The sequence below is a fragment of the Burkholderia sp. SR8 genome (assembly GCF_052851275.1).
Window position 1 is genome coordinate 342,933 of record NZ_JAULUC010000001.1, and the last position, 17,670, is coordinate 360,602.

Genomic DNA, 17,670 nt, shown 5'->3' on the forward strand with positions numbered 1-17,670 from the left:
TCGCTACTGGAGAATGAGGACTGTCCAGCCGGTGCCATCCGGATGCGCTTCGACGACGCGGTAACGCTCCCCGCTCGCGATCAGAATGCTGCCCTGCCGGACCGCAACAGCATCGCGATCACGCACATGGAACACCGGGGCCACCAGCTGCGTGCGCTGACTGCCGAGATCCGGACCAAGCCAAGGCGACGCAAACATCCCCTCGACGGGCTGGCCGTCGATCGTGATATCCGCGTCGCCCAGGTCGCGCAAAACAGCAGCGTCGACATCCGCGATCAGATCCCGGAACGCCATGTCAGGCCTTGAGCTTCACGATCGCCTTCGGGCGCGTGCACAGGTGAACTGGGTTCGATTGGGCCTCGATGTCGACACCCTTTCCAAACTGCGCCAGTTCCTGCTTCGCGTAGTACGGCAGGCCCGTCGTGTTCACCGCCTCGACATAGTCGGCCGGTGCGAAGCGCGTGATGAACAGTTCCGGCACGCCTTCGGGCACCGCATACGCCTCGTCGTCGGCCACATAGCCGATGTCGCCGACACGCCCGCGATAGCGCTCGAAGGTGCAGCCGCCGAAGTCGAATGCGTCGCGCGCATCGCCGCGCAGCGACGCTGCCATCGCGGTCGCGAGGTACGTTTCCTTCACAGTCTTCGCGACGATCAGCTTGTTCCAGAACGCCCGGCCGCACAGCACGCGCACGCCGGTGTACGTCGTCGCGCCCAGCGCATCTTCGATCGCATCCTGCACCTCGACGCATTTCACGCGGATCTCGGTGTCGGCCTTGCCCAGCTCGAACGGAATGACGGTCTGCTCGATGCCGAAGTACTGAAGCAGGTCGATCAGCACCGTCTTGCCGTCGGCATCGAGCACCGCGCCCTTGATCGCGCCGATGCGGTGGAATTCGTGTGTCGCGTCGAGCTGGCGGCGCAGCTTCGCGAGCCGCCGGTTCACCACGGTCTGCAGCGCCTCCAGCTCCGTTTCGGAGCCGAACGCGCGCAGGTTCTGGATCTCGTCGGCCTTCACGAATGTACGCTGCGGCAGGTGTACCGTGTTGAACGGGATCATGCTGCGCTTGCTGCCGAGCACGATCGCCGACGGCGAGCCGCGCTCACCGGCCGAGACGAGCGACAGCGTGTCGCCGTCGCGCTCGATCTGGATCGTCGTCGTGGTGATGCCGTCCTCTTCGAACAGGCCGAGCGCACCGATGCGGCCGGGCACGTGCGGCTGCTCGTTGATCGCAGCCGTGAGCGACGACAGCGAGAACGCTTCATCTTGAAACAGGGCGATGTCCGCCATACAACCTCCAACAGGGAAATGGATACGAAAAAGGCCACGCGCTTGCGTGGCCTTGTGTGTGCATCAGGGAGCGGGTGCTGCGATCAGCGGACGATCACGTGACGCTCGGCGAGATCGGTGCGCCCGGCGGCATCCAGACCGGTGAGGCGCGCGGCGGCGACCTCGGCAAGCCGAACGATGCCGGTCGCCGAGCGCGCTGCCTCGGATGCCGGCAGCGGCGCGTACAACACCGCTGCAGCGATCTCGGAACCGTCGGTTGCGGCGTTGTCATACGGCGCATACTCGCCGGTGCTCGTCACCCCGAGCACCTGGCCGGCCGGCAGCGCCGGCCCCGCCTTGACGATGATGTGTTCGCGCGAGATTTGCCCGTTGCCTTCCGACACGAGAAATTCCGCCGTCTGGCTGCCCTGTACCTTCACATTCGACATGAGTATTCCCCTCCTCGGGTATCGTCAAAGTTACTTGCCGCTCTTGCGAGCCGCGTAGATGGACGCCGCACGCGGCGCGTTCGCGACCACGGCCGGCCCGTCTTGCGCTGCCGGTTGTGCGCGCGGATTAATGCGCGATTGCGATGCCGTCACGCGCTCGAACAGCCGCGCGCGTACGTGATCGGGCGACAGCCCGTCAGCGACGAACTGCGCGGTCAGCTCCGGCACGTTGGCCGCCAAGCAGATTCCGGCGATGTCCGCGGCCTGTTGAATCGCGGCGTCGACGGTTGCTCGATCCTTCAGGCCGGTCGCCGTCACGATGGCCTCGGCGCAGTGCGACAAGCGCGCATCACGGCATGCCGTGAACACGTGCGACGCCAGCGCCGACACGTCGGACGCCGGTGGCACCGGCTGCGGATCGGGCTTTGCTTCCGGAACCGGATCAGGCCTCGGCTCCGGCGGCGTATCGGCCTGCGGCTCGTCCTGGTCGACCAACGCCCGCACGACGTCGGGCACCGCCGAGAAGCGCGCGAGCAGCGCCGTCGAGCTGGCCGACGCTGACAGCTTCACCGCCGCCTCGATCGTGTCGCAGAATCCCTTCTCCTTCGCCTGCGCCGCCGTCAACCAGGTCTCGGCGTCCATCATTGCCCGGATCTCGTCGACCGACTGTCCGCTCTTGGCCGCATACGCGGCGAGGATCCCGTCGCCTGCGTTATCGAGCAGGTCGGCAATGCGCCGCAGGTCTTTCGCTTCACCCGCCGTCACCGTGTGTGCGTTGTGGATCATCAGCAGCGCGTTCTCCGGCATCACGATCTCGTCGCCGGCCATCGCGATCAGCGATGCGGCCGACGCTGCGACGCCGTCGACGCGCACCTTCACCTTGCCCGCATGCCGACGCAGCGCGTTGTAGATCGCGAACGCGTCGAACACGTCACCGCCCATCGAGTTGATCGCGACCACGATCGTGGACGCATTTGCCGCCGCCGCATCGAGCTGCGTCACGAACGTCTGCGCGCCCGTGCCCCAAAACCCGATCTCGTTGTAGATCCGGATTTCGACCTCGCCGGCCGCATTCGCCTGCGCCCGGATATCCCACCACTTACGATTGCGTTTCATCTCACTCCCCATTCGTGTGCGCGAGCGGATCGGTGTCGTCGCCCGCGTGCGTGTCGTACTGCAATCCGAGCCGTTGCGCGCGCTGCTGATCGGCCGCGTTCTCGTCATCGACCTGTTCCGGATCCTCACCCTTCGCCAGAATCGCGCCGGTTCGGCTCGTCAGCCCCGCACGGATCTCCGCACGCTTGGCCGACACGTCCTGTACCGGGTGGATGTACGGCCAGCCCTGCGGCACCCACCGTACGCGCAGGTATTCGCGTCGCGCACGGTGATAGTTCGGCATCGACAACGCGCCCGACAGCGCGCACGCGTCGACCCACCAGCGCCAGATCCGCCGACAGAACTGGTGGATGAACACGTTCTGCTGCAACTGCTCGATCGATCGTCGGAACTCGTTGAGCAACACGCGCAGCACACGGTCGCTGACGTCGCGCAGGTCGCCGGTCAGCACCTCATACGGCATGCCGACCGACGCGGCTGCCGCCATCAATTGCTGGCGCATGAACGGCGCATAGTCGGCCCCCGCTCCGGGCGGCGTCGCAAACTTCACGTCCTCCCCAGGCGCCAGCTCCTGCATCGCACCGGGCTCGAGCGATACCACCGGCGAGAAGCCGTCGACGTCGAACTCGATCGGCGCACCGGACACCGGATCGCCGAGCGGGCCGACCTCGGCTTGCGGCTTCACGATGAAACCGGCAAAGAGGTTGCTCACCTCCTGCCGGAACAGCACCGCGTCGTCGAAGTTGTCCAGCGAATGCAGCCGCAGCAGCACCGTCGACAGCTCGGGCACCCCGCGCACCTGACCGGGCCGCAGCCCGTGGAACACGTGCGCGATCTCGTCGGCCGGCACACGCACGGTCTGCACCGCGTCGCCAGCGAACCGGTTGTACTCGCCCGGATGCCGGCGCAGCAGGTGATACGCGACGCGCTCCCCGTCTTCGTTGAACTCGACGCCGTTGATGATCTCGCCGCCAGGAATCGGCTCGTTCTTCGTGACCGGCAGCATGTCGCCTTCGAGCAACTGAATCTGCATCGGCACGGCCAGTGCGGCATGCGGCGGGCGTAGACGGCGACGCACCAGGACCTCGCCGTCGCTGAAGAACGCCCGCGCAGCGAGCGTCTGCAAACCGTACAGGTCGTGCACGCCGTCGGCGTCTAGCTCCCCCGAGCTGTCGTCCCAAAGTTGCTTTTGGGCGCGACGTACGTCCGCGTCCGGATGCTGCGGATGCGCCTGAATGCCGGTGCCGATTGTGTTCGACACCAGCCGCGCGATCGCCGTCTTCGCCCACGGGTCGTTTCGGATCGCGTCCCGTGCGCGGTGACGCATCAGCGGCAGGTTCTGCACGACCGATGCATTCGGCCCGGCGCTCGACGCCTGCCACGACTTCGCCCGCGCTCCGCGCGTGCCGGCCGATTCGTACGCCGCCGCTTTCAGGCGCGTGGGCACGACAAAGCCGCGTTGCGCGAGAACCGGATACGCGCGGCTCATCGCACCCCCTTGCCGGCGTGGCGCAGCCGAATGAGCCGCGAGCGGCCGGTCGCACCATCCAGCGCCCGGATGATCTCGGTTTGCGCGTCGCGCAGCTCGGCAATTGACCGGTAGCGCACCTTGCGATCCGCGTACTGGACCTCGAGCTCACCCTTCGCGATCGCCGACTGGATGCGTTGCAGGTCTGCCATCGTGTATGCCATGTGTTTCTCCTAGCGGCGCTTCAGGTACGTCGACCGGCCGACACGCCGGCCCTGAATGCGCGAAACCCCGCTCGGTGGCGGGGTTTCGGGTGGTTTCGTTGCCGTCTGGACGACAGCAGCGGTTTCGACGGCCGATTCGTTCGGTGGATCCGGCGGTTGCTCGAACGGCCGTGCGAGCGGCAACGCCTCGATCACCGGCACCGCATCAAACAGCGTCACCTGTGAAATGCGATGTTGTTCGAGCAACCAGTGCTGTTCGGTCAGCAGATGCGTTTTCACGCTACGCGCCGCGTGCAGCGCGTACACCTCGCAGTCGAGGGCTTCGTTCCGTGCGCCAGCCTTCTTCTGCCACACGCGTTTGCCGCCGGTGCGGCCGGGCACCTTCACCTCAGCCGTGAGTTGCGCCAGGTAGTCGGAACGTACGCCGACGTGCCAATGCATCCGTCCCGGTCCATCTCCGTCCAACTTCAGCCGGTTGTCGAGAATCAGGTCTTTCGCCTTGCTGACACCGACCATGAACGGTCGTAGGCCGTATTTCGCGGCCTTGCTGTTGTTGCGCGTCGAGTCGATCGACGCCTTCGGCACGCTGAAGATCTCCGCGCCGGCGTCGGTGCTGCCCTTGATCGCCATCACGTTCAGCCCGGCCCGTTGTGCCGCACGCACATACTTGTACACGGCGTCGGACGTGGAACCGTCCGACGAGTCGATCGACGCGGCACGGACGCGGACGAGGCCGCCGCTTTCGTGCCGGTACGCCTGCGTCAGCAATTCCGTCAGCGCGCCCCATACGCCGCCGGTCAGTGGATTCTCGCCCTGCTCCAGCACGTTGCCGTGCAACTCGTCCCACAGCACCAGCCAGCTTTCTTCGCCGCGGCCCCACGCACGGATGACGACCGCGATGCGGTTGTGCTGCACGTCGACGCCGAGCGTCAGCAGCAGGCCGCGCGAAGGCACGGTGAACGCCGCATACGGCAGCGCACGCTCGGCCAGCAGGTCGAGCTCCGGCAGGTCCGATTTGTACTTGTACGGTCGGCCCATCGTGTTGTTCACGAACGAGCGCATCTTCGTGTCGTCGCCCGCGCGCAGCGCGCGCTCGGCAGTCAGCCATTTCTTGACCAGCTCGCCCATGCGCGAGCCGGGAAACGGCGAGACCAGCTCGTTCAGCCGGAAGCCCGCCACGCCGTAGAACGGTGCCGTCGCGACCCACCGGCCGCGCCGCACAGCACGGATGCGGGCGTTGTCGTCCCACAGGCTGCCGCAGTGCGGGCACGTGTACCGCGCGGTCTCCGGCTGCGCACGACCGAACACTTCGTGTTCGACCTCGGCCTCCTCCGACCACGTCACGTTCTCCCACGCCAGTTCGTGCTCCTCGCCGCAGTCCGGGCACGGCACCAGATAGACGCGCTGATCCGACGACTCGAATGCCTGCTGGATCCGCGAGAAGCCATCGACCGTCGGCGTGCCGCCGAAAATCACCTTGCGGCGGCTGTCCGAATAGCTTTTGTTGCGCTCCTCCAGCAGCGTGATCGAATCGCCCTGATCACGCACGTTGGTGTTCGCGTCGTCCGGCTCTTCGACCGCGACGACCGGGGCCGGCGTCGACTTCACGTCATCCGGCGCGTTCGACGTGATGAACTTCAGAAAGCCGCGCGGGAAGGTTTTGTGGTCCCACAGGTTGTTCTTGTCTCGGCCGGCGTGCACCGGCACCTTGGCCGCAAGGCGAGGCGTCACCTCGACCATCGGCTCGAACTTCTCCAGGTTGAACTTCTTTGCCGACTTTTCTTTGGCGAACATCACGATCATCGGGCACGGATCGACATCGATGCGCCGGCCGATGTAGTTCAACAGCACGCCATCGGTCCACGCGACCTGCGCCGACTTCATGCAGACGACCTTCTGCACACGCGGATCGTCCAGCGCCTCGTGCATGCCGAAGACCCAAGGCGTGATGTTCGGGTTATAGCGGCCGGGACTAGCGGTCGCCTTCGCACTCATCCGCCGGTACTGCCGCGCCCAGTCCGTCGTGCCAATCCTCTCCGGCGGGCGCAGCAGCTGCGCGATCCGGCGGATCACCGCGTGGACGGTCTGGATCGTATTGAGATAGCTGCTCAAGGCATCCATACATGTGCTCGTTCAACCACTCGACGTCGACCTCGACGTCGTACAGTGCGCGCAGCTCCTGCACCAGCTTGTCGGGCAGCGCCAGCAGTTCCGTTTGAAATGCGCCGACCATCTGGCCGAACGCCTGTTCCAGCTGCGCGACGTTCACGAGCTGGCCTTTCTTCTCGGCCAGCGTCAGCAGCTTGATCTCGCGCTCGACGATCTCCGTCTTCGCGCGCTCGGCGACCAGATCGATGCCGGTGCCGCTCGCGCGGCCCGCAGCCATCTCGCGCAGGTGCCGGATATAGGCGACGCGGATCTCGTCGAGCGTCGCTTCCCGATAGTCGAGCTGGACCTTGTCGACGAACCGGGAAACGGCCGACTGATCCAAGTCGAGGTGCTCGGCGATCTGTTGTTGGGTGGGCATGAATATGACCCCCTATGGAGATTCGACAGTAGAGAAAAAACGCGGGTCTGAGGCCCCGCATCGTTGGCCGCGCACAGGGTCCCTGCCCACTCAAAAAAGGTTGATCCCGAATGCCAGAGCGAACGTCAGGGAGTACCGTGGCGTTCGGCCACAGGGCGCCCTCGGCAGGTGTCGCCAGTGGGTGATCCGAGTGACCCCCATAATCGATGCGGGTCTCACAGAGACAGGGCGGCAACCCGCGCCATCCACCATAAATCATCCGGCATCGATCACATGAAGCTTGTCCAAACCCGCGATATATAGGGCCACACCATCAGCATCCATTTTTCTCCCCAGCCCAGATGAGCACACGAGCCGTGGCTGCTTCGTGGGACTAGTGCGCCGGCAATTTACGATGCAAAATTGAGACGGGCTGCGGGCCAAGGGGCCGCATTTTCACCTCGCAACCATGGACGTTGATTGTGACAACTATCCTTTTTGTTGACGACGACGAGCCAACACTGGAGATGTTTCGATGGCTGCTTGAACGCGAGGGCTATCAAGTCATTTTGGCTCGGAACGGTCTCGAAGCCCTTACCAAGCTCTCGGAAATCGCAGTGGACCTTGTAATTACCGATTGGTCCATGCCCGACATGGACGGAGTAACGCTCTGTCGGACACTGCGCAGTAATCCTATGTTTGGCTTGCTTCCGGTCGTGTTGATGTCCGCGTCTCAGGCTCCTTCTGAAGAGGGGTTATGGCACGCATTCTTCCTTAAGCCCGTTTCTTGGCCATCGGTAGCCCAAGCCGTGCGTTCTCTTGTTGCAGTGCCACGGACCTAGCCCTCAGTCGACGAAAGCGAGCCAGCGGGGCCGCGCAACCAAGTCAATCGATCTCGACATCAGCGATCGCACAGTCGCCCGCCCTCTCCATAGCCCACACGACGCGGTCCATCGCATCGTCTAACACGAAGCACCGCGCAGTGACGCGTCCCATGCTCCGATCTTCATCCCACGCCAACCAAAACTCGCGCGGGCCGGTGCTCGTCGACTCGATTCGCATTTCAGCGCCCCAATGCAAAAAGCCCCGAGGGCTTTCGCACTCAGGGCTTCAGAATTCATTTCGTAGGGACGAACGCCCCCACACGACCTAACGGGCTCCACTATGTGTTCTTATGTCCCGAGAGGTTTGCACGACTAACGCGCGGTGCCAGCGAATATCCAGTGCAGCGGTAAAGGATGTTCGAAGTTTACGCGATCCGCTCTTGGAATGGAAGACGTTTCATTCTCGCAATTGGCGGCGCATTGTGTCGGACACCGATCCATTGACGTGATCCAGCAGCGCATGCATGTCATGGAAACGACGCGACCAGTGGCGACGATATTCATCGAGCGGCACACCGATCGCTTGCGCACGCGCAGGCTCGTCAATCGGGCGCTTGCCTGAGCCAGCGCAATCCGGGCAAATGTATCGCCCGTCTCGCCGAACGATGCCACGCCCTTCGCACCTTGCGCACTGATTGTTGATCCATTCGTCAAGCACGCGCAACGCGAAGCGCTCGACGATATCGGCCTTTGCGCGCTCAACTTCATACCCTGCCCGCTGATCGCGTCGTTCGTCATGCTTCAGACCAGTGAATCGACTGCGCTTGAAACGTCCCGACAAGCGGATCATCTGCGCAAACAGCAACGTTGCTTTGCGGATCGTCGCGGGCTTGGTCTCTTGGCCTGCCTTGATCCGAACCAGCAACCGACCGAGATCGTTCGCAAAGGCCAGCGCGCCCAAAGTAACTTTCGGATCGGCAATCGGGTCGGTGAACTGACCACGAACGCTCATTGCAACGCCCGCCCGCTCCATCAAATCGATCATCTTCTTCTCCTTAACGTCCTAACGTCTCAATGTCCCAAGGGAAAAGGCTTGCAGGTGTGCGCGCCTGCGACATGCGCGACATGCGCCCTCACGTCGCGCATGTCGCGCCCGCGCACCCGCGCCCGAGGCCGCGCTTTGGGACGTCGGGACATGGGACGTCCACGGCGCGCCAACGCTGGCGCAGCGGCGCGCCGACCATACCGGCACGGCGCGCCAACGCGTTACAGCGGGCTGTCGTCATCACCGACCGTAACCAGTTCGCGCTCGACTTCAGGCTCCTGCTCCTCGCGCACGTAGTACCAGCCGCGCGACCCCGTCGACTCTCGCTTGCGCACCCAACCGAGCGACTTCAGCGCCTTGCCGATACGGCGCTGCTCCGGCAGCGACCATTTCGACGTATCGAGCTTCAGGACGTCGGCGAGGATTTCCTCCATCGTCGTGCGCTCAACGTATTCGAGGGCCTTCGCGATCTTGTCTTCGTACACGTCGCCTTCGTAGCGCTCAGCCTGTTCGATCTCGAACAGGGGACGCTCGTCCTCCGTGACGTGCCAAACGACGCCCGAGCGGTACAGATGCACGGCCTCGGCCCACAACTGATCGCGCACGGCGACGATGCCGTCGATGTCCACCATGCCGCCGACGCGCAGCGGCCAGTAGCGGCGGTTGCCCGATTCGTCCTTCAGGTACGTATCGAAGTTGACCGAGCCGGCGAACACGCACTGACGCGGCACGTCGGTCGCCCGCTTGCCGTAGAAGTTGCGGAACCGGTCAACGGCCGTCGCGAAGAAGCTCTTCACCGCCGAAGAATCGGCCTTGTTCAGCGAATCCAGCTCGGCCAGCTCGATCACCCACTTGCCGGCCAGCACGGCATACGTGTCCTTGTTGCCGATCTGGATCGGCGTGTCGGTGAACCACGGAGCGCCCGCCAGCACCTTCAGTGCGGTCGACTTGCGGTGTCCCTGCTTGCCTTCGAGGATCAGCACGTTATCGACCTTACAGCCCGGTTCCATGACGCGCGCGACGGCCGCGATCATCCATTTCATGAACGCGAGCTGCACGTACTCGCTGTCGGCCACGCGCAGGTACGTCGACGGCATCTTCCGCACGCGCGGCACGCCATCCCATTTGAGCCCTTCGAGGTATTCACGGACCTCGTGGAAGTGGGTCGCGTCCGCGACCAGCAGCACCGCGTTCATCACGATGTCGGTGCGCACCGACAGACCGTACCGCTGCGACAACCACAAGGCGCAGCGCTGGTCGTCCATGTCGGTCCACTCGCCCGTCACACCTTGCGGGAACGGTGGCGCTTTGCGCTTCATCACGCGGCCACCAAAGTCGTCCTGCTCGATCACGCCCTTCCACGCCTTGTGGTTCGACAGGATCATGTGCACGTTGCCGAGCGTTGGCAGTAGCGTGCCCTTCTCGGAGCGCGCGAGGTCCTGTTCCCACGTGTGGGCGCCGTTCTCCGCTTCGCGGCCATCCCATTGTGGCCCTTCTGCGGCAGCGGACGTCGCGGCGGGTTTCGATTTCGGCACGTCCGCGGTCGACGGTGACATCGTCGCGGGCCGAATGTCTTCGTTCGCTGGCGCAATGACGCGCAAGATCGCTGCTTGTACCTGCTCCGCGACGGCTTCGAGGCCTTCTTCGACATGCAGGTCGTTGAAGTCGGTTAGCTTGCGCTCGCCGCGATTGGCGAACACGGGATAGACGACGCTCACGTCGTCAACCTCGGCTGCCGCCTCGTACGCGCGTTTCAGGCCCGTGTTCTCGAAACGCTTCCGGCGCACTGGCATCACATCGTTACCGTAGCTCACCTCGACGTACGGCACACCATTGTCATCATGACGGCGTGCTGCGGCGACCATGTACCACGTATTCTTCGCCTCGATGCGCACCGGGTCAGCACCGAAGATCAGTTCGCCCCGGAAAGCGAACTCGTCGGCCAGCCACTCACGCATGCGCTGCTCGATTTTCCAGTCGTCGTCGGCGCAGATCAGGACGTGAACGTCAGGGTGCATCGCACGTAAGCGGCGCACGGCCGGCAGTATTCCGCCCGCGTCAAAGCAAACATCGACTGCGAATGCCCGGTCGACCGCCATGCGGATCGATCGTGCCGTCGCGTAGCCTTCGGCGACCATCACGATCTGATCGTCAGCCCCCACCACGCCAAGCAGGCACGATGCGCCCTTCTTCTCCATGCCCTTGCTGAAGCGTTTCGCGCCGTCGGGCGTGATCTTCTGCAAGCCAACGAGGCGGGGTTCGTCTCCGTACTGGTACATCGGCACGAACATCGTGCCGTCGGCATCGAAGCGCACGCCTTCGGCCGTGATCTCCTTGCGCTCCAGGTATGCGGATGAGCCATGTTCGGATGCACGGCTCCATTGATCCCGCGCACGGTTCGCGGCCAGCTTCGCCTGCCGGGCGTCGCGCTCAGCCTGCTCGCGCTCGGCAGCTTCCTGACGGCGACGGGTTTCCGCCAGCGCTTCTTCGCTCAACGGTGCACCGTCCCATTCGAAACGCTCGGTGCCGGGATCGTCGCCCGAGAAGTGACCGTAAGTGCCGGCGTATCCGATCACGGCACCCTTGCTGACGACTTCGCGCAGTTGGTACCAGTACTTCTTTCGCGGCCCGTAGCGGTGATGCTTGCCATCCGCGATCGGGTGGCCCGCCGGCAATTCCGGATGCCCGGCTGCCGCAAGCTGCGCGCGGATCTGATCTAGCGACGACATTCAGCGATTCTCCTTTCCAGTTCGCGTTGATGAAGGGTTGAGCGCCATGCCTTCCGGCCGGCGCTGTATACATCGGTCCCGATCGTCTTGCGTTGCGGCATTGAATGCCGGCGGCGCAGGCCGCTGCTGACGCTCTGCAAAGTCACTTTGGTCTCCGGTTACTTGCCGCGCAGTCGACGCCATTCGGCGGACATACGCTCATCGAATGCGGAAAGATCGGCCGCACAAAGCTGGCCGACGATCTGATCGCGGAACGCGTGACGTTCCGGCTTGGTGGGAAGTGCGCCGCAGAAACGGGCCGACGCCGCGATGAACACGTCAACGCGACTGACTCGCTCCGCCTCCGCAAGAAACACGGCGACGCGATCGGGAAATGTCGCCATCAGATCACCAAGAAATCGGCCAGCGTCGTCAGGCGCAGTGGCAAAGCGATGAGCAAGGCTTGCGGTCGCGCACGCGAGCTGCTGCGAGTAGCTGCAGCACAGTTCGACCTGCTCGCGCGCGACACGGCAGCACCCCATGCCGGGCTTGAATCGCTCCATGTCAGCGGCGGCGGCGCTTCGCAAGGTTGCGCGCGGCATGGATCAGTCGCTGGAACAGACGTTGCCCCTTCCGCCCCGTTGCGATGATCTCTTCGGCCTTGCGATCATCGATCCGCTGATCTTCGAGCGCGCGCGTCACGTCGTCTGCGACGCGGCCGACGTGCGCCTGCAGATGCAGCGCCGTCGAAACTAGTCGCATTGCTCCCGGCTCCAGTGCCTCATCGGCACCGTGCTCGTCTACGTGCTCTGCGACCAATCCGAAACGTGCGTTCAGTGCATGGAGCGCATCGAGTGCGTGCGCCTTGGCCTCGGTCTTTTCCTGCATCCACTCGATCAGCAACTCGAACATTTCCATCGACAAGCGGCTATCGCCGACGCCGCGCAAGCGCAGGCGCAACGACTCTGTCGTGACGTTTTTGCCGCGTCGCACGGTGAGATAGTTGGCGGCGTCGGCAACGCCGCCGGGCGTGTTGCGAACGGACGTGTACAAGACGTCCAACCATTCAGTGCTGTCGTATCGGCAGGTCATTTTGACGCGAACTCCAAATTGATCGGGCATTGAATCTGGCGTACGCCCTCTCCACCAACGAATCTGGCCGCGACGGAGTGATACAGTCGAGTTCCGCAAAACAAACGAACGAGGAAGCCTATGGGATTGTTGGAAGACATCATGAAGACTCTCGAACGTGTACCGGGCTGGAAACGCATTTCGGGAGCGCCGGCAGAGATCGACGCGCTCAAGGCGCGTGTTGCGGCGCTCGAAGCGAAGCTCGCACCGGGCGGGCAGATGTGTCCGTTATGCAACGAGCCAGCAATGAAAGTCACTGCGTCGATTCCTCACCCGGAGTTTGACTTTGCGGGTGTGAAGCTCGACACGCTTCGTTGCTCCGCTTGTGGGCACGAAGAGACACGGCAGAGGGAACCGCGCTAGCTGCGGCCCGCCCGAGCACTTCGGCGATAGCGGACAGAACGTCCGAACCTGCATCCGCGTTATCCGTCATCCCCGCGATAACACGGATGCCCATAGGGTCGCCGCCGTCGTCAGCTTCCATCGTGATATGCACGACTCCACGAACCCAGTTCATCTTGCCTCCTGTGCAGCGGTTATCAAGGCGACCGTGAAACACACAGTCTCTGTCCGGACCAAGCTCCGGTAATTCAGTAGCGGAATCTCTTCCGTGCGCGCGCACGCGTGCGCCATCGATGTATCGGCAGGTCATATGAGGCGTTTGGGATTGAGATGCTTTCATCCTGTCGGGGCGGTACGCTGGCGATTACGATTCAGCCAAGATCCATGCATCCCGTAGACTCGACTGCTACTCGAGTCCCGGCACCGGGCGTATTACGACTCTTCGGCTTTTGAATCGAGAGCCTCGAACAAGTCAGGGCGCGCCAGTCGTAAAAACAGCAGACGCGCGCGCGGGATACCGTTTCTTCGCCATTCGGAGACAGATGGCATTCGCACTTGGCACAGTTGGGCAGTAGCGGCCGTTCCCCCAAATGCATCGATTACGGCGCACGCGTACGGGTCTAGGGGTGATGGTGTTTTCATACCGCTATGTTAGGTGTTCCTTACATCAAATGCAAGGCATTCCTTATTCGCATTGAGTTAGGCTTTCCTAATGACGACACTAGCCGAACGCTTGGAACAGGCGATGAAGATGCCGCCCGAAAAAAAGGCGGCCGACTTGGCACGCGCGTGCCGCGTCCGTGCCCCGTCAGTTAGCGACTGGCTGAGCGGCAAGACCAAAAAGATGGAGGGCGCCAATTTGCTGCTGGCGGCCGAATTCTTGAATGTCGACCCGTGGTGGCTCGCGACAGGCGAAGGACAGATGGAGCGTCGAGCGAACGCACCAGCTCCGCAGAAGCAGGAGAAGCTGGGCGTCCACGCTCAGGCCCTTGTCGATGCGCTTACCGAAGCAGATAAGGTCGGGCTTCCGTCAAGTGCTTTTGTTGCGCTACTGCAAACCCTCAAGGTGTTTGAAGACCTACGCGGACAGCAGCCGGATGACCTTCTCGACTTGAATGGTCCTGACCCGGAAGAGGCGTGAGGTTCCAATCGAACACAGCGGCCGTGCGGTATTCGCCGACGCGGCCCGTGCGTATCCCGCGCCCCCTGATCGGGCCGCTAAGAAGCTCCACGTCCCAATCGTAATCGGCAGTGCTGTGCGGGCCCACAACCCGCACTAGCATTCCAATGCGTGACTCGTTTTGGCAACGGCTCACGATCGCCAAATCCCCCGGTCTGCAGCGCATTTCTCCTTTCGACATAGCCCCGTAGCTTTCTCCCCTCGGCAATTCTTCTGCTCGAATACTGTATAAACATACAGTATTTCGTCCGACTTATTCAAGACCTTTCAGGGACATTAGTCGTCACCGATTAGGCGGTCCTGTCATATTCTCGCGACCGAAGTTAGGAATTCCTATTGCAAAGAGACGAAGGAATGCCTAACATTCGACTCCACTGCTGCAGTTCGCAGCGTTCGGAGAAGCTATGAAAATGTTCGATCACCAGTCCACTGCCCGGCGCAATTGGCTTCGGGACGAGCAAGCAGCGCGCATCGCGCCGTCTGAGTCGGCACGCCAAAGCAACTTTGAGAAGTCGAAAGTCTTCCGCTGGACCGTCGTGGCGTGCCTGATATTCGTTGTCGTCAATGTGTTTCAGGACGATCCGGTCGTCGTGCCGACTACCGCGTATCAAGTCACCGTCTAATCCGCCCCGACACGCCGGGGCGGCCCGCCCCGGCGTCATGGAGACCCGCCATGTCGCGCATCAAATTCACAGCCGAACCGCCTTTTGACGTCGTGCGTCGTGACACCCTGTCCCTTCGAAGCGTAGTGCGCTACGACCGAGACGCGAAGCGCCCGACAACCCCGATCCTCGTCGGCAAATACATCGTTGCCCGTCGGCCCCTCGCAGACAGCGTCCACACGCTCTACATGATCCTCGATGGGACGGAGATAGCCGGAACTCAGATCTCGTATCCAAGCGAAGATGACTGCGCCTCGGCCATCAAACGGCTGCGCGACACGAAACGCGCACTGGAGGCAGCAGCAGCGGCCGTGATCACCCGAGCGAAAAAGCCGCGGAAGCCGCGTGCGCTCACCATTCGGGAGGCCGCGTGATGATGAGCACCGTCGATTCCACGCAGTGCGTGAACCCGTTCGTCGACATGACGTCCGCACAACGCGCGGACCTCACCATTCGCATCCTCGACGTGTTCAAGCGACTGAATCGCGCGATGACATCCGAGGAAGTCTGCAAGACGTACTTCCCCGACATGGCCGGTGTCGCAGCTCAGCACATCGACAAGCTTGCGCGCGGGGGACTGCTGCGCCGACAGCCGCGGCCGCACGATCTGCGCTTCGTGTACTGGCTTGCAGGATCCGATGCAGCGCCGCCCCTGCCGATTCCATGCAAGCAGGCCGACGGCACGTACACCACCGGGGCGGACGACTCATTCCGACCGCGGCGAGCGGCACCTGCGGAGGTCGTCACCGGGTCGATGCACACCCGCCCCGCGTTCCACCCGATTGTCACGCGCGACGGTCGCAACCACGTGTCCGTGTCGTTCCCGCACCTGTATCCGCTCGAGATCACACCGGACACGCTGCAGGATTCCGCCGCGCACGCGTTGCGCTATCTCCGACTGTTCCGCCAGAGCATCGACCTTGAAGTCGCGCGCCTCGAATTCCTGATTCAACGTCGGAGGTGCGCATGATGGACGACCGCACGCAGCAACTCGACCTGACCGCCCCGATCCCGACCGGGAACATCAAAGCCGCCGCGGCCGCAGCCGGCGCGACGTCGGCGGACCTCTGGATGGTGCCGTACGAACAGCTTCACTACGACCCGGCGGACAACATTCGCCCGGTCGATCCCGAATGGGTCGAGCACCTGACCGCGCTGATCCTCGCCAACGGATTCGACAAGGGCTCCCCGCTGCATTGCTACGCGCGAAAGGTCGACGGTAAAGACCTGCTGTACGTATACAAGGGCCAGCATCGCTACCTCGCGGCAGGCAAGGCAATCGAGGCCGGTGCCAACCTGCATAAGATCCCTGTCGTAGTACGCGACGCGAAGACAGTCAATCGCGCCGAAATGATCATCGACGGCATCGTCAGCAACGAAGGCAAGCGGTCATCGCCGCTCGATCTTGCTGCGGCTATCGCGGAATTGCGTGACGTTCATGGCATGACCGTCGCGACGATCTGCAAGCGGCTCAACATCACCGATCAGACCGTCCGTGATGTCGCGCTGCTCGAACGTGCACCAGCGGAACTGCACCAGATGGTCCGCGACGGTACGGTTTCGGGCACGCTCGCGATCGAACAGATCCGCGACCATGGGGCCGACAAGGCGCTCGACCGGCTCCAGAAAGGCGTGGCGAAGGCTGCTGCGGCCGGTAAGACGCGCGTGACGAAGAAGCACCTCGACATGGCTCCTGCGTCCTCTACGTCTCGCGACGCGGGTGTAGCTGCGTCAACCGCAGCAGAACCGGCCGCGCGCTCGAACGCACCTCGCAAAGTCGCTGACGGGCAGGCCAAGCAACTTTTGCAGGCGCTGCAAGCGGTCCTGCACGACGATGGATTCGGCAAGCTCTCACCTGCAACCATCGAAGCCGTCCACACGGCGCTGATGCCCGTCGCCGATTTGCTGGACATTCGACCGATCGCCACGACGTCGGCCGCCGCCACACGCGGGCTGCACCCCGCGACCGCATGGCCGTTTCCGACAGGAGTCGCCAATTGACCTCGCGCCCGGCCCTTTCTACCCCTCGTCCGCTGCCGCGAAAGCGGGAACACACGAAAAAGCGCACCGCTATCGCACTGGCGAGCCTCAACGGCACTTCGTTGCAGTCGAACAACGATGGGCTGACGCCCGAAACAGCGATCCAGAAAAACGAAGCCTTGGCGGATACCCGCCAAGGCAAGCTCGCGCGGCTCGACGCGATTCGCATCGAGATCCGCGCGTTGATCACTGAGATCTCGCACGCGGCCGACGTCGAGCTACTGGATCTGATGGCCGACGAGGTCGGCTCCTTCGCCCGCCATAAAGCGGCGCAGGAAGCCCGCACGTGGGCGGCGACTGCCAGCATCACGCTCGAGACCGGGCTCATGCAGCTCAATCGCGCAATACCTACCAGCTCAAAGCACGGAGGCCAATGATGGGTTCCCTAGTCAACCTTCCGGGCGTCGCCGCCGGCCGTATCGACAACGTACCCTTCTTCCAGTCTCCCGCTCATGCAATGCGCCTGCTTCGGCAACATCGCGCCTGTACCGACGCAGGCGATCACGGAGCAGTGTCGATTTGGCGGGCAGATGACGGTAAGTGGAACTGCCTGTTCAGTCGACGTCACGTCGACATCGAGCATTCGACCTTCGCGTTCAAGAAGCACGTACGCGCATGGCTCGAAACGTGGCATCCCAAGATCAACGGAGACCAACGATGACTTCAAACACGATCCGCGTCGTTCCCTGTACACGCCGCGACGGT

General features: G+C 63.2%; 20 protein-coding genes and 1 pseudogene. 9 read left to right on the forward strand and 12 right to left on the reverse strand.

Going from position 1 to position 17,670, the window contains the following annotated elements; translation table 11 throughout:
- Window positions 1-3 precede the first annotated feature (3 nt).
- The 8 genes from Q3A80_RS01655 to Q3A80_RS01690 all read right to left on the reverse strand — a co-directional run bounded on the left by Q3A80_RS01655 (window position 4) and on the right by Q3A80_RS01690 (window position 7,054).
- On the reverse strand, window positions 4-294 hold the full coding sequence (locus tag Q3A80_RS01655) for a head-tail joining protein (RefSeq protein ID WP_446327374.1): 291 nt from the start codon (window positions 292-294) through the stop codon (window positions 4-6).
- Window position 295: 1 nt separating this feature from the next.
- A complete protein-coding gene (locus Q3A80_RS01660; protein ID WP_446327375.1) occupies window positions 296-1,291 on the reverse strand; it encodes a major capsid protein in 996 nt (331 codons plus the stop codon).
- Between the two features lie 83 nt (window positions 1,292-1,374).
- Window positions 1,375-1,719 carry a head decoration protein gene (locus tag Q3A80_RS01665; protein WP_446327376.1) on the reverse strand — a complete coding sequence of 115 codons (345 nt, stop codon included), beginning with the start codon at window positions 1,717-1,719 and terminating at the stop codon, window positions 1,375-1,377.
- A gap of 30 nt (window positions 1,720-1,749) precedes the next feature.
- Window positions 1,750-2,835, reverse strand: coding sequence for a head maturation protease, ClpP-related (locus Q3A80_RS01670; protein WP_446327377.1), 1,086 nt, complete (start codon window positions 2,833-2,835; stop codon window positions 1,750-1,752).
- Window position 2,836: 1 nt separating this feature from the next.
- Entirely contained in the window at window positions 2,837-4,324 is a 1,488-nt protein-coding gene (locus Q3A80_RS01675; RefSeq protein ID WP_446327378.1) for a phage portal protein, read from the reverse strand.
- On the reverse strand, window positions 4,321-4,527 hold the full coding sequence (locus tag Q3A80_RS01680; protein ID WP_011657129.1) for a phage head-tail joining protein: 207 nt from the start codon (window positions 4,525-4,527) through the stop codon (window positions 4,321-4,323). Before Q3A80_RS01680 ends, Q3A80_RS01675 begins: the two co-directional genes overlap by 4 nt.
- Before the next feature lie 9 nt (window positions 4,528-4,536).
- Complete coding sequence (locus Q3A80_RS01685; RefSeq protein WP_446327474.1) at window positions 4,537-6,600, reverse strand: phage terminase large subunit family protein; 2,064 nt, start codon at window positions 6,598-6,600, stop codon at window positions 4,537-4,539.
- Window positions 6,500-7,054: a MarR family transcriptional regulator gene (locus Q3A80_RS01690; RefSeq protein WP_446327379.1), complete on the reverse strand. Its 555-nt coding sequence runs from the start codon at window positions 7,052-7,054 to the stop codon at window positions 6,500-6,502. The genes Q3A80_RS01685 and Q3A80_RS01690 overlap by 101 nt, the downstream gene beginning before the upstream one ends.
- A gap of 461 nt (window positions 7,055-7,515) precedes the next feature.
- On the opposite strand from Q3A80_RS01690, the gene Q3A80_RS01695 reads away from it, so the two are divergent.
- Window positions 7,516-7,875 (forward strand): response regulator, encoded by a 360-nt coding sequence (locus Q3A80_RS01695; protein ID WP_446327475.1) that lies wholly within the window; start codon window positions 7,516-7,518, stop codon window positions 7,873-7,875.
- A gap of 439 nt (window positions 7,876-8,314) precedes the next feature.
- Here the strand turns inward: Q3A80_RS01695 and Q3A80_RS01700 are convergent, their stop codons facing one another.
- From Q3A80_RS01700 to Q3A80_RS01715, 4 genes are all read right to left on the reverse strand, one after another.
- A complete protein-coding gene (locus Q3A80_RS01700; protein WP_446327380.1) occupies window positions 8,315-8,902 on the reverse strand; it encodes a hypothetical protein in 588 nt (195 codons plus the stop codon).
- 221 nt (window positions 8,903-9,123) lie between these two features.
- Window positions 9,124-11,631 (reverse strand): VapE domain-containing protein, encoded by a 2,508-nt coding sequence (locus tag Q3A80_RS01705; RefSeq protein ID WP_446327381.1) that lies wholly within the window; start codon window positions 11,629-11,631, stop codon window positions 9,124-9,126.
- Window positions 11,632-11,789: 158 nt separating this feature from the next.
- Window positions 11,790-12,173 carry a hypothetical protein gene (locus Q3A80_RS01710; RefSeq protein ID WP_446327382.1) on the reverse strand — a complete coding sequence of 128 codons (384 nt, stop codon included), beginning with the start codon at window positions 12,171-12,173 and terminating at the stop codon, window positions 11,790-11,792.
- Window position 12,174: 1 nt separating this feature from the next.
- On the reverse strand, window positions 12,175-12,702 hold the full coding sequence (locus Q3A80_RS01715; protein ID WP_043281023.1) for a phage regulatory CII family protein: 528 nt from the start codon (window positions 12,700-12,702) through the stop codon (window positions 12,175-12,177).
- A gap of 141 nt (window positions 12,703-12,843) precedes the next feature.
- On the opposite strand from Q3A80_RS01715, the gene Q3A80_RS01720 reads away from it, so the two are divergent.
- The 8 genes and pseudogenes from Q3A80_RS01720 (at window position 12,844) to Q3A80_RS01755 (ending at window position 17,626) form a co-directional block, all read left to right on the forward strand.
- Entirely contained in the window at window positions 12,844-13,104 is a 261-nt protein-coding gene (locus Q3A80_RS01720) for a hypothetical protein (RefSeq protein ID WP_196775705.1), read from the forward strand.
- Between the two features lie 691 nt (window positions 13,105-13,795).
- A complete protein-coding gene (locus Q3A80_RS01725; protein WP_446327383.1) occupies window positions 13,796-14,224 on the forward strand; it encodes a transcriptional regulator in 429 nt (142 codons plus the stop codon).
- A 443-nt stretch (window positions 14,225-14,667) separates the two neighbouring features.
- A complete protein-coding gene (locus Q3A80_RS01730; RefSeq protein ID WP_006412176.1) occupies window positions 14,668-14,886 on the forward strand; it encodes a hypothetical protein in 219 nt (72 codons plus the stop codon).
- 50 nt (window positions 14,887-14,936) lie between these two features.
- On the forward strand, window positions 14,937-15,299 hold the full coding sequence (locus tag Q3A80_RS01735; RefSeq protein ID WP_446327384.1) for a beta-hexosaminidase: 363 nt from the start codon (window positions 14,937-14,939) through the stop codon (window positions 15,297-15,299).
- A gap of 47 nt (window positions 15,300-15,346) precedes the next feature.
- Window positions 15,347-15,895: a hypothetical protein gene (locus tag Q3A80_RS01740; RefSeq protein ID WP_446327476.1), complete on the forward strand. Its 549-nt coding sequence runs from the start codon at window positions 15,347-15,349 to the stop codon at window positions 15,893-15,895.
- Window positions 15,895-16,845: pseudogene (locus tag Q3A80_RS01745) on the forward strand (ParB/RepB/Spo0J family partition protein); the annotation flags it as partial. The gene Q3A80_RS01740 and the pseudogene Q3A80_RS01745, both read left to right, overlap by 1 nt.
- 77 nt (window positions 16,846-16,922) lie before the next feature.
- Window positions 16,923-17,342, forward strand: a complete 420-nt coding sequence (locus Q3A80_RS01750; RefSeq protein WP_446327385.1) for a hypothetical protein — start codon at window positions 16,923-16,925, stop codon at window positions 17,340-17,342.
- Entirely contained in the window at window positions 17,342-17,626 is a 285-nt protein-coding gene (locus Q3A80_RS01755; RefSeq protein ID WP_217255702.1) for a hypothetical protein, read from the forward strand. Before Q3A80_RS01750 ends, Q3A80_RS01755 begins: the two co-directional genes overlap by 1 nt.
- Window positions 17,627-17,670 lie beyond the last annotated feature (44 nt).

Coding starts and splice junctions, on each gene's coding strand:
- Q3A80_RS01690 (WP_446327379.1), bottom strand. CDS start 7,054: ATGCCCACCCAACAACAGATCGCCGAGCACCTCGACTTGGATCAGTCG.
- Q3A80_RS01675 (WP_446327378.1), bottom strand. CDS start 4,324: ATGAGCCGCGCGTATCCGGTTCTCGCGCAACGCGGCTTTGTCGTGCCC.
- Q3A80_RS01710 (WP_446327382.1), bottom strand. CDS start 12,173: ATGGAGCGATTCAAGCCCGGCATGGGGTGCTGCCGTGTCGCGCGCGAG.
- Q3A80_RS01735 (WP_446327384.1), top strand. CDS start 14,937: ATGTCGCGCATCAAATTCACAGCCGAACCGCCTTTTGACGTCGTGCGT.
- Q3A80_RS01740 (WP_446327476.1), top strand. CDS start 15,347: ATGACGTCCGCACAACGCGCGGACCTCACCATTCGCATCCTCGACGTG.
- Q3A80_RS01665 (WP_446327376.1), bottom strand. CDS start 1,719: ATGTCGAATGTGAAGGTACAGGGCAGCCAGACGGCGGAATTTCTCGTG.
- Q3A80_RS01715 (WP_043281023.1), bottom strand. CDS start 12,702: ATGACCTGCCGATACGACAGCACTGAATGGTTGGACGTCTTGTACACG.
- Q3A80_RS01670 (WP_446327377.1), bottom strand. CDS start 2,835: ATGAAACGCAATCGTAAGTGGTGGGATATCCGGGCGCAGGCGAATGCG.
- Q3A80_RS01720 (WP_196775705.1), top strand. CDS start 12,844: ATGAAGACTCTCGAACGTGTACCGGGCTGGAAACGCATTTCGGGAGCG.
- Q3A80_RS01700 (WP_446327380.1), bottom strand. CDS start 8,902: ATGATCGATTTGATGGAGCGGGCGGGCGTTGCAATGAGCGTTCGTGGT.
- Q3A80_RS01725 (WP_446327383.1), top strand. CDS start 13,796: ATGACGACACTAGCCGAACGCTTGGAACAGGCGATGAAGATGCCGCCC.
- Q3A80_RS01680 (WP_011657129.1), bottom strand. CDS start 4,527: ATGGCATACACGATGGCAGACCTGCAACGCATCCAGTCGGCGATCGCG.
- Q3A80_RS01660 (WP_446327375.1), bottom strand. CDS start 1,291: ATGGCGGACATCGCCCTGTTTCAAGATGAAGCGTTCTCGCTGTCGTCG.
- Q3A80_RS01730 (WP_006412176.1), top strand. CDS start 14,668: ATGAAAATGTTCGATCACCAGTCCACTGCCCGGCGCAATTGGCTTCGG.
- Q3A80_RS01755 (WP_217255702.1), top strand. CDS start 17,342: ATGGGTTCCCTAGTCAACCTTCCGGGCGTCGCCGCCGGCCGTATCGAC.
- Q3A80_RS01705 (WP_446327381.1), bottom strand. CDS start 11,631: ATGTCGTCGCTAGATCAGATCCGCGCGCAGCTTGCGGCAGCCGGGCAT.
- Q3A80_RS01655 (WP_446327374.1), bottom strand. CDS start 294: ATGGCGTTCCGGGATCTGATCGCGGATGTCGACGCTGCTGTTTTGCGC.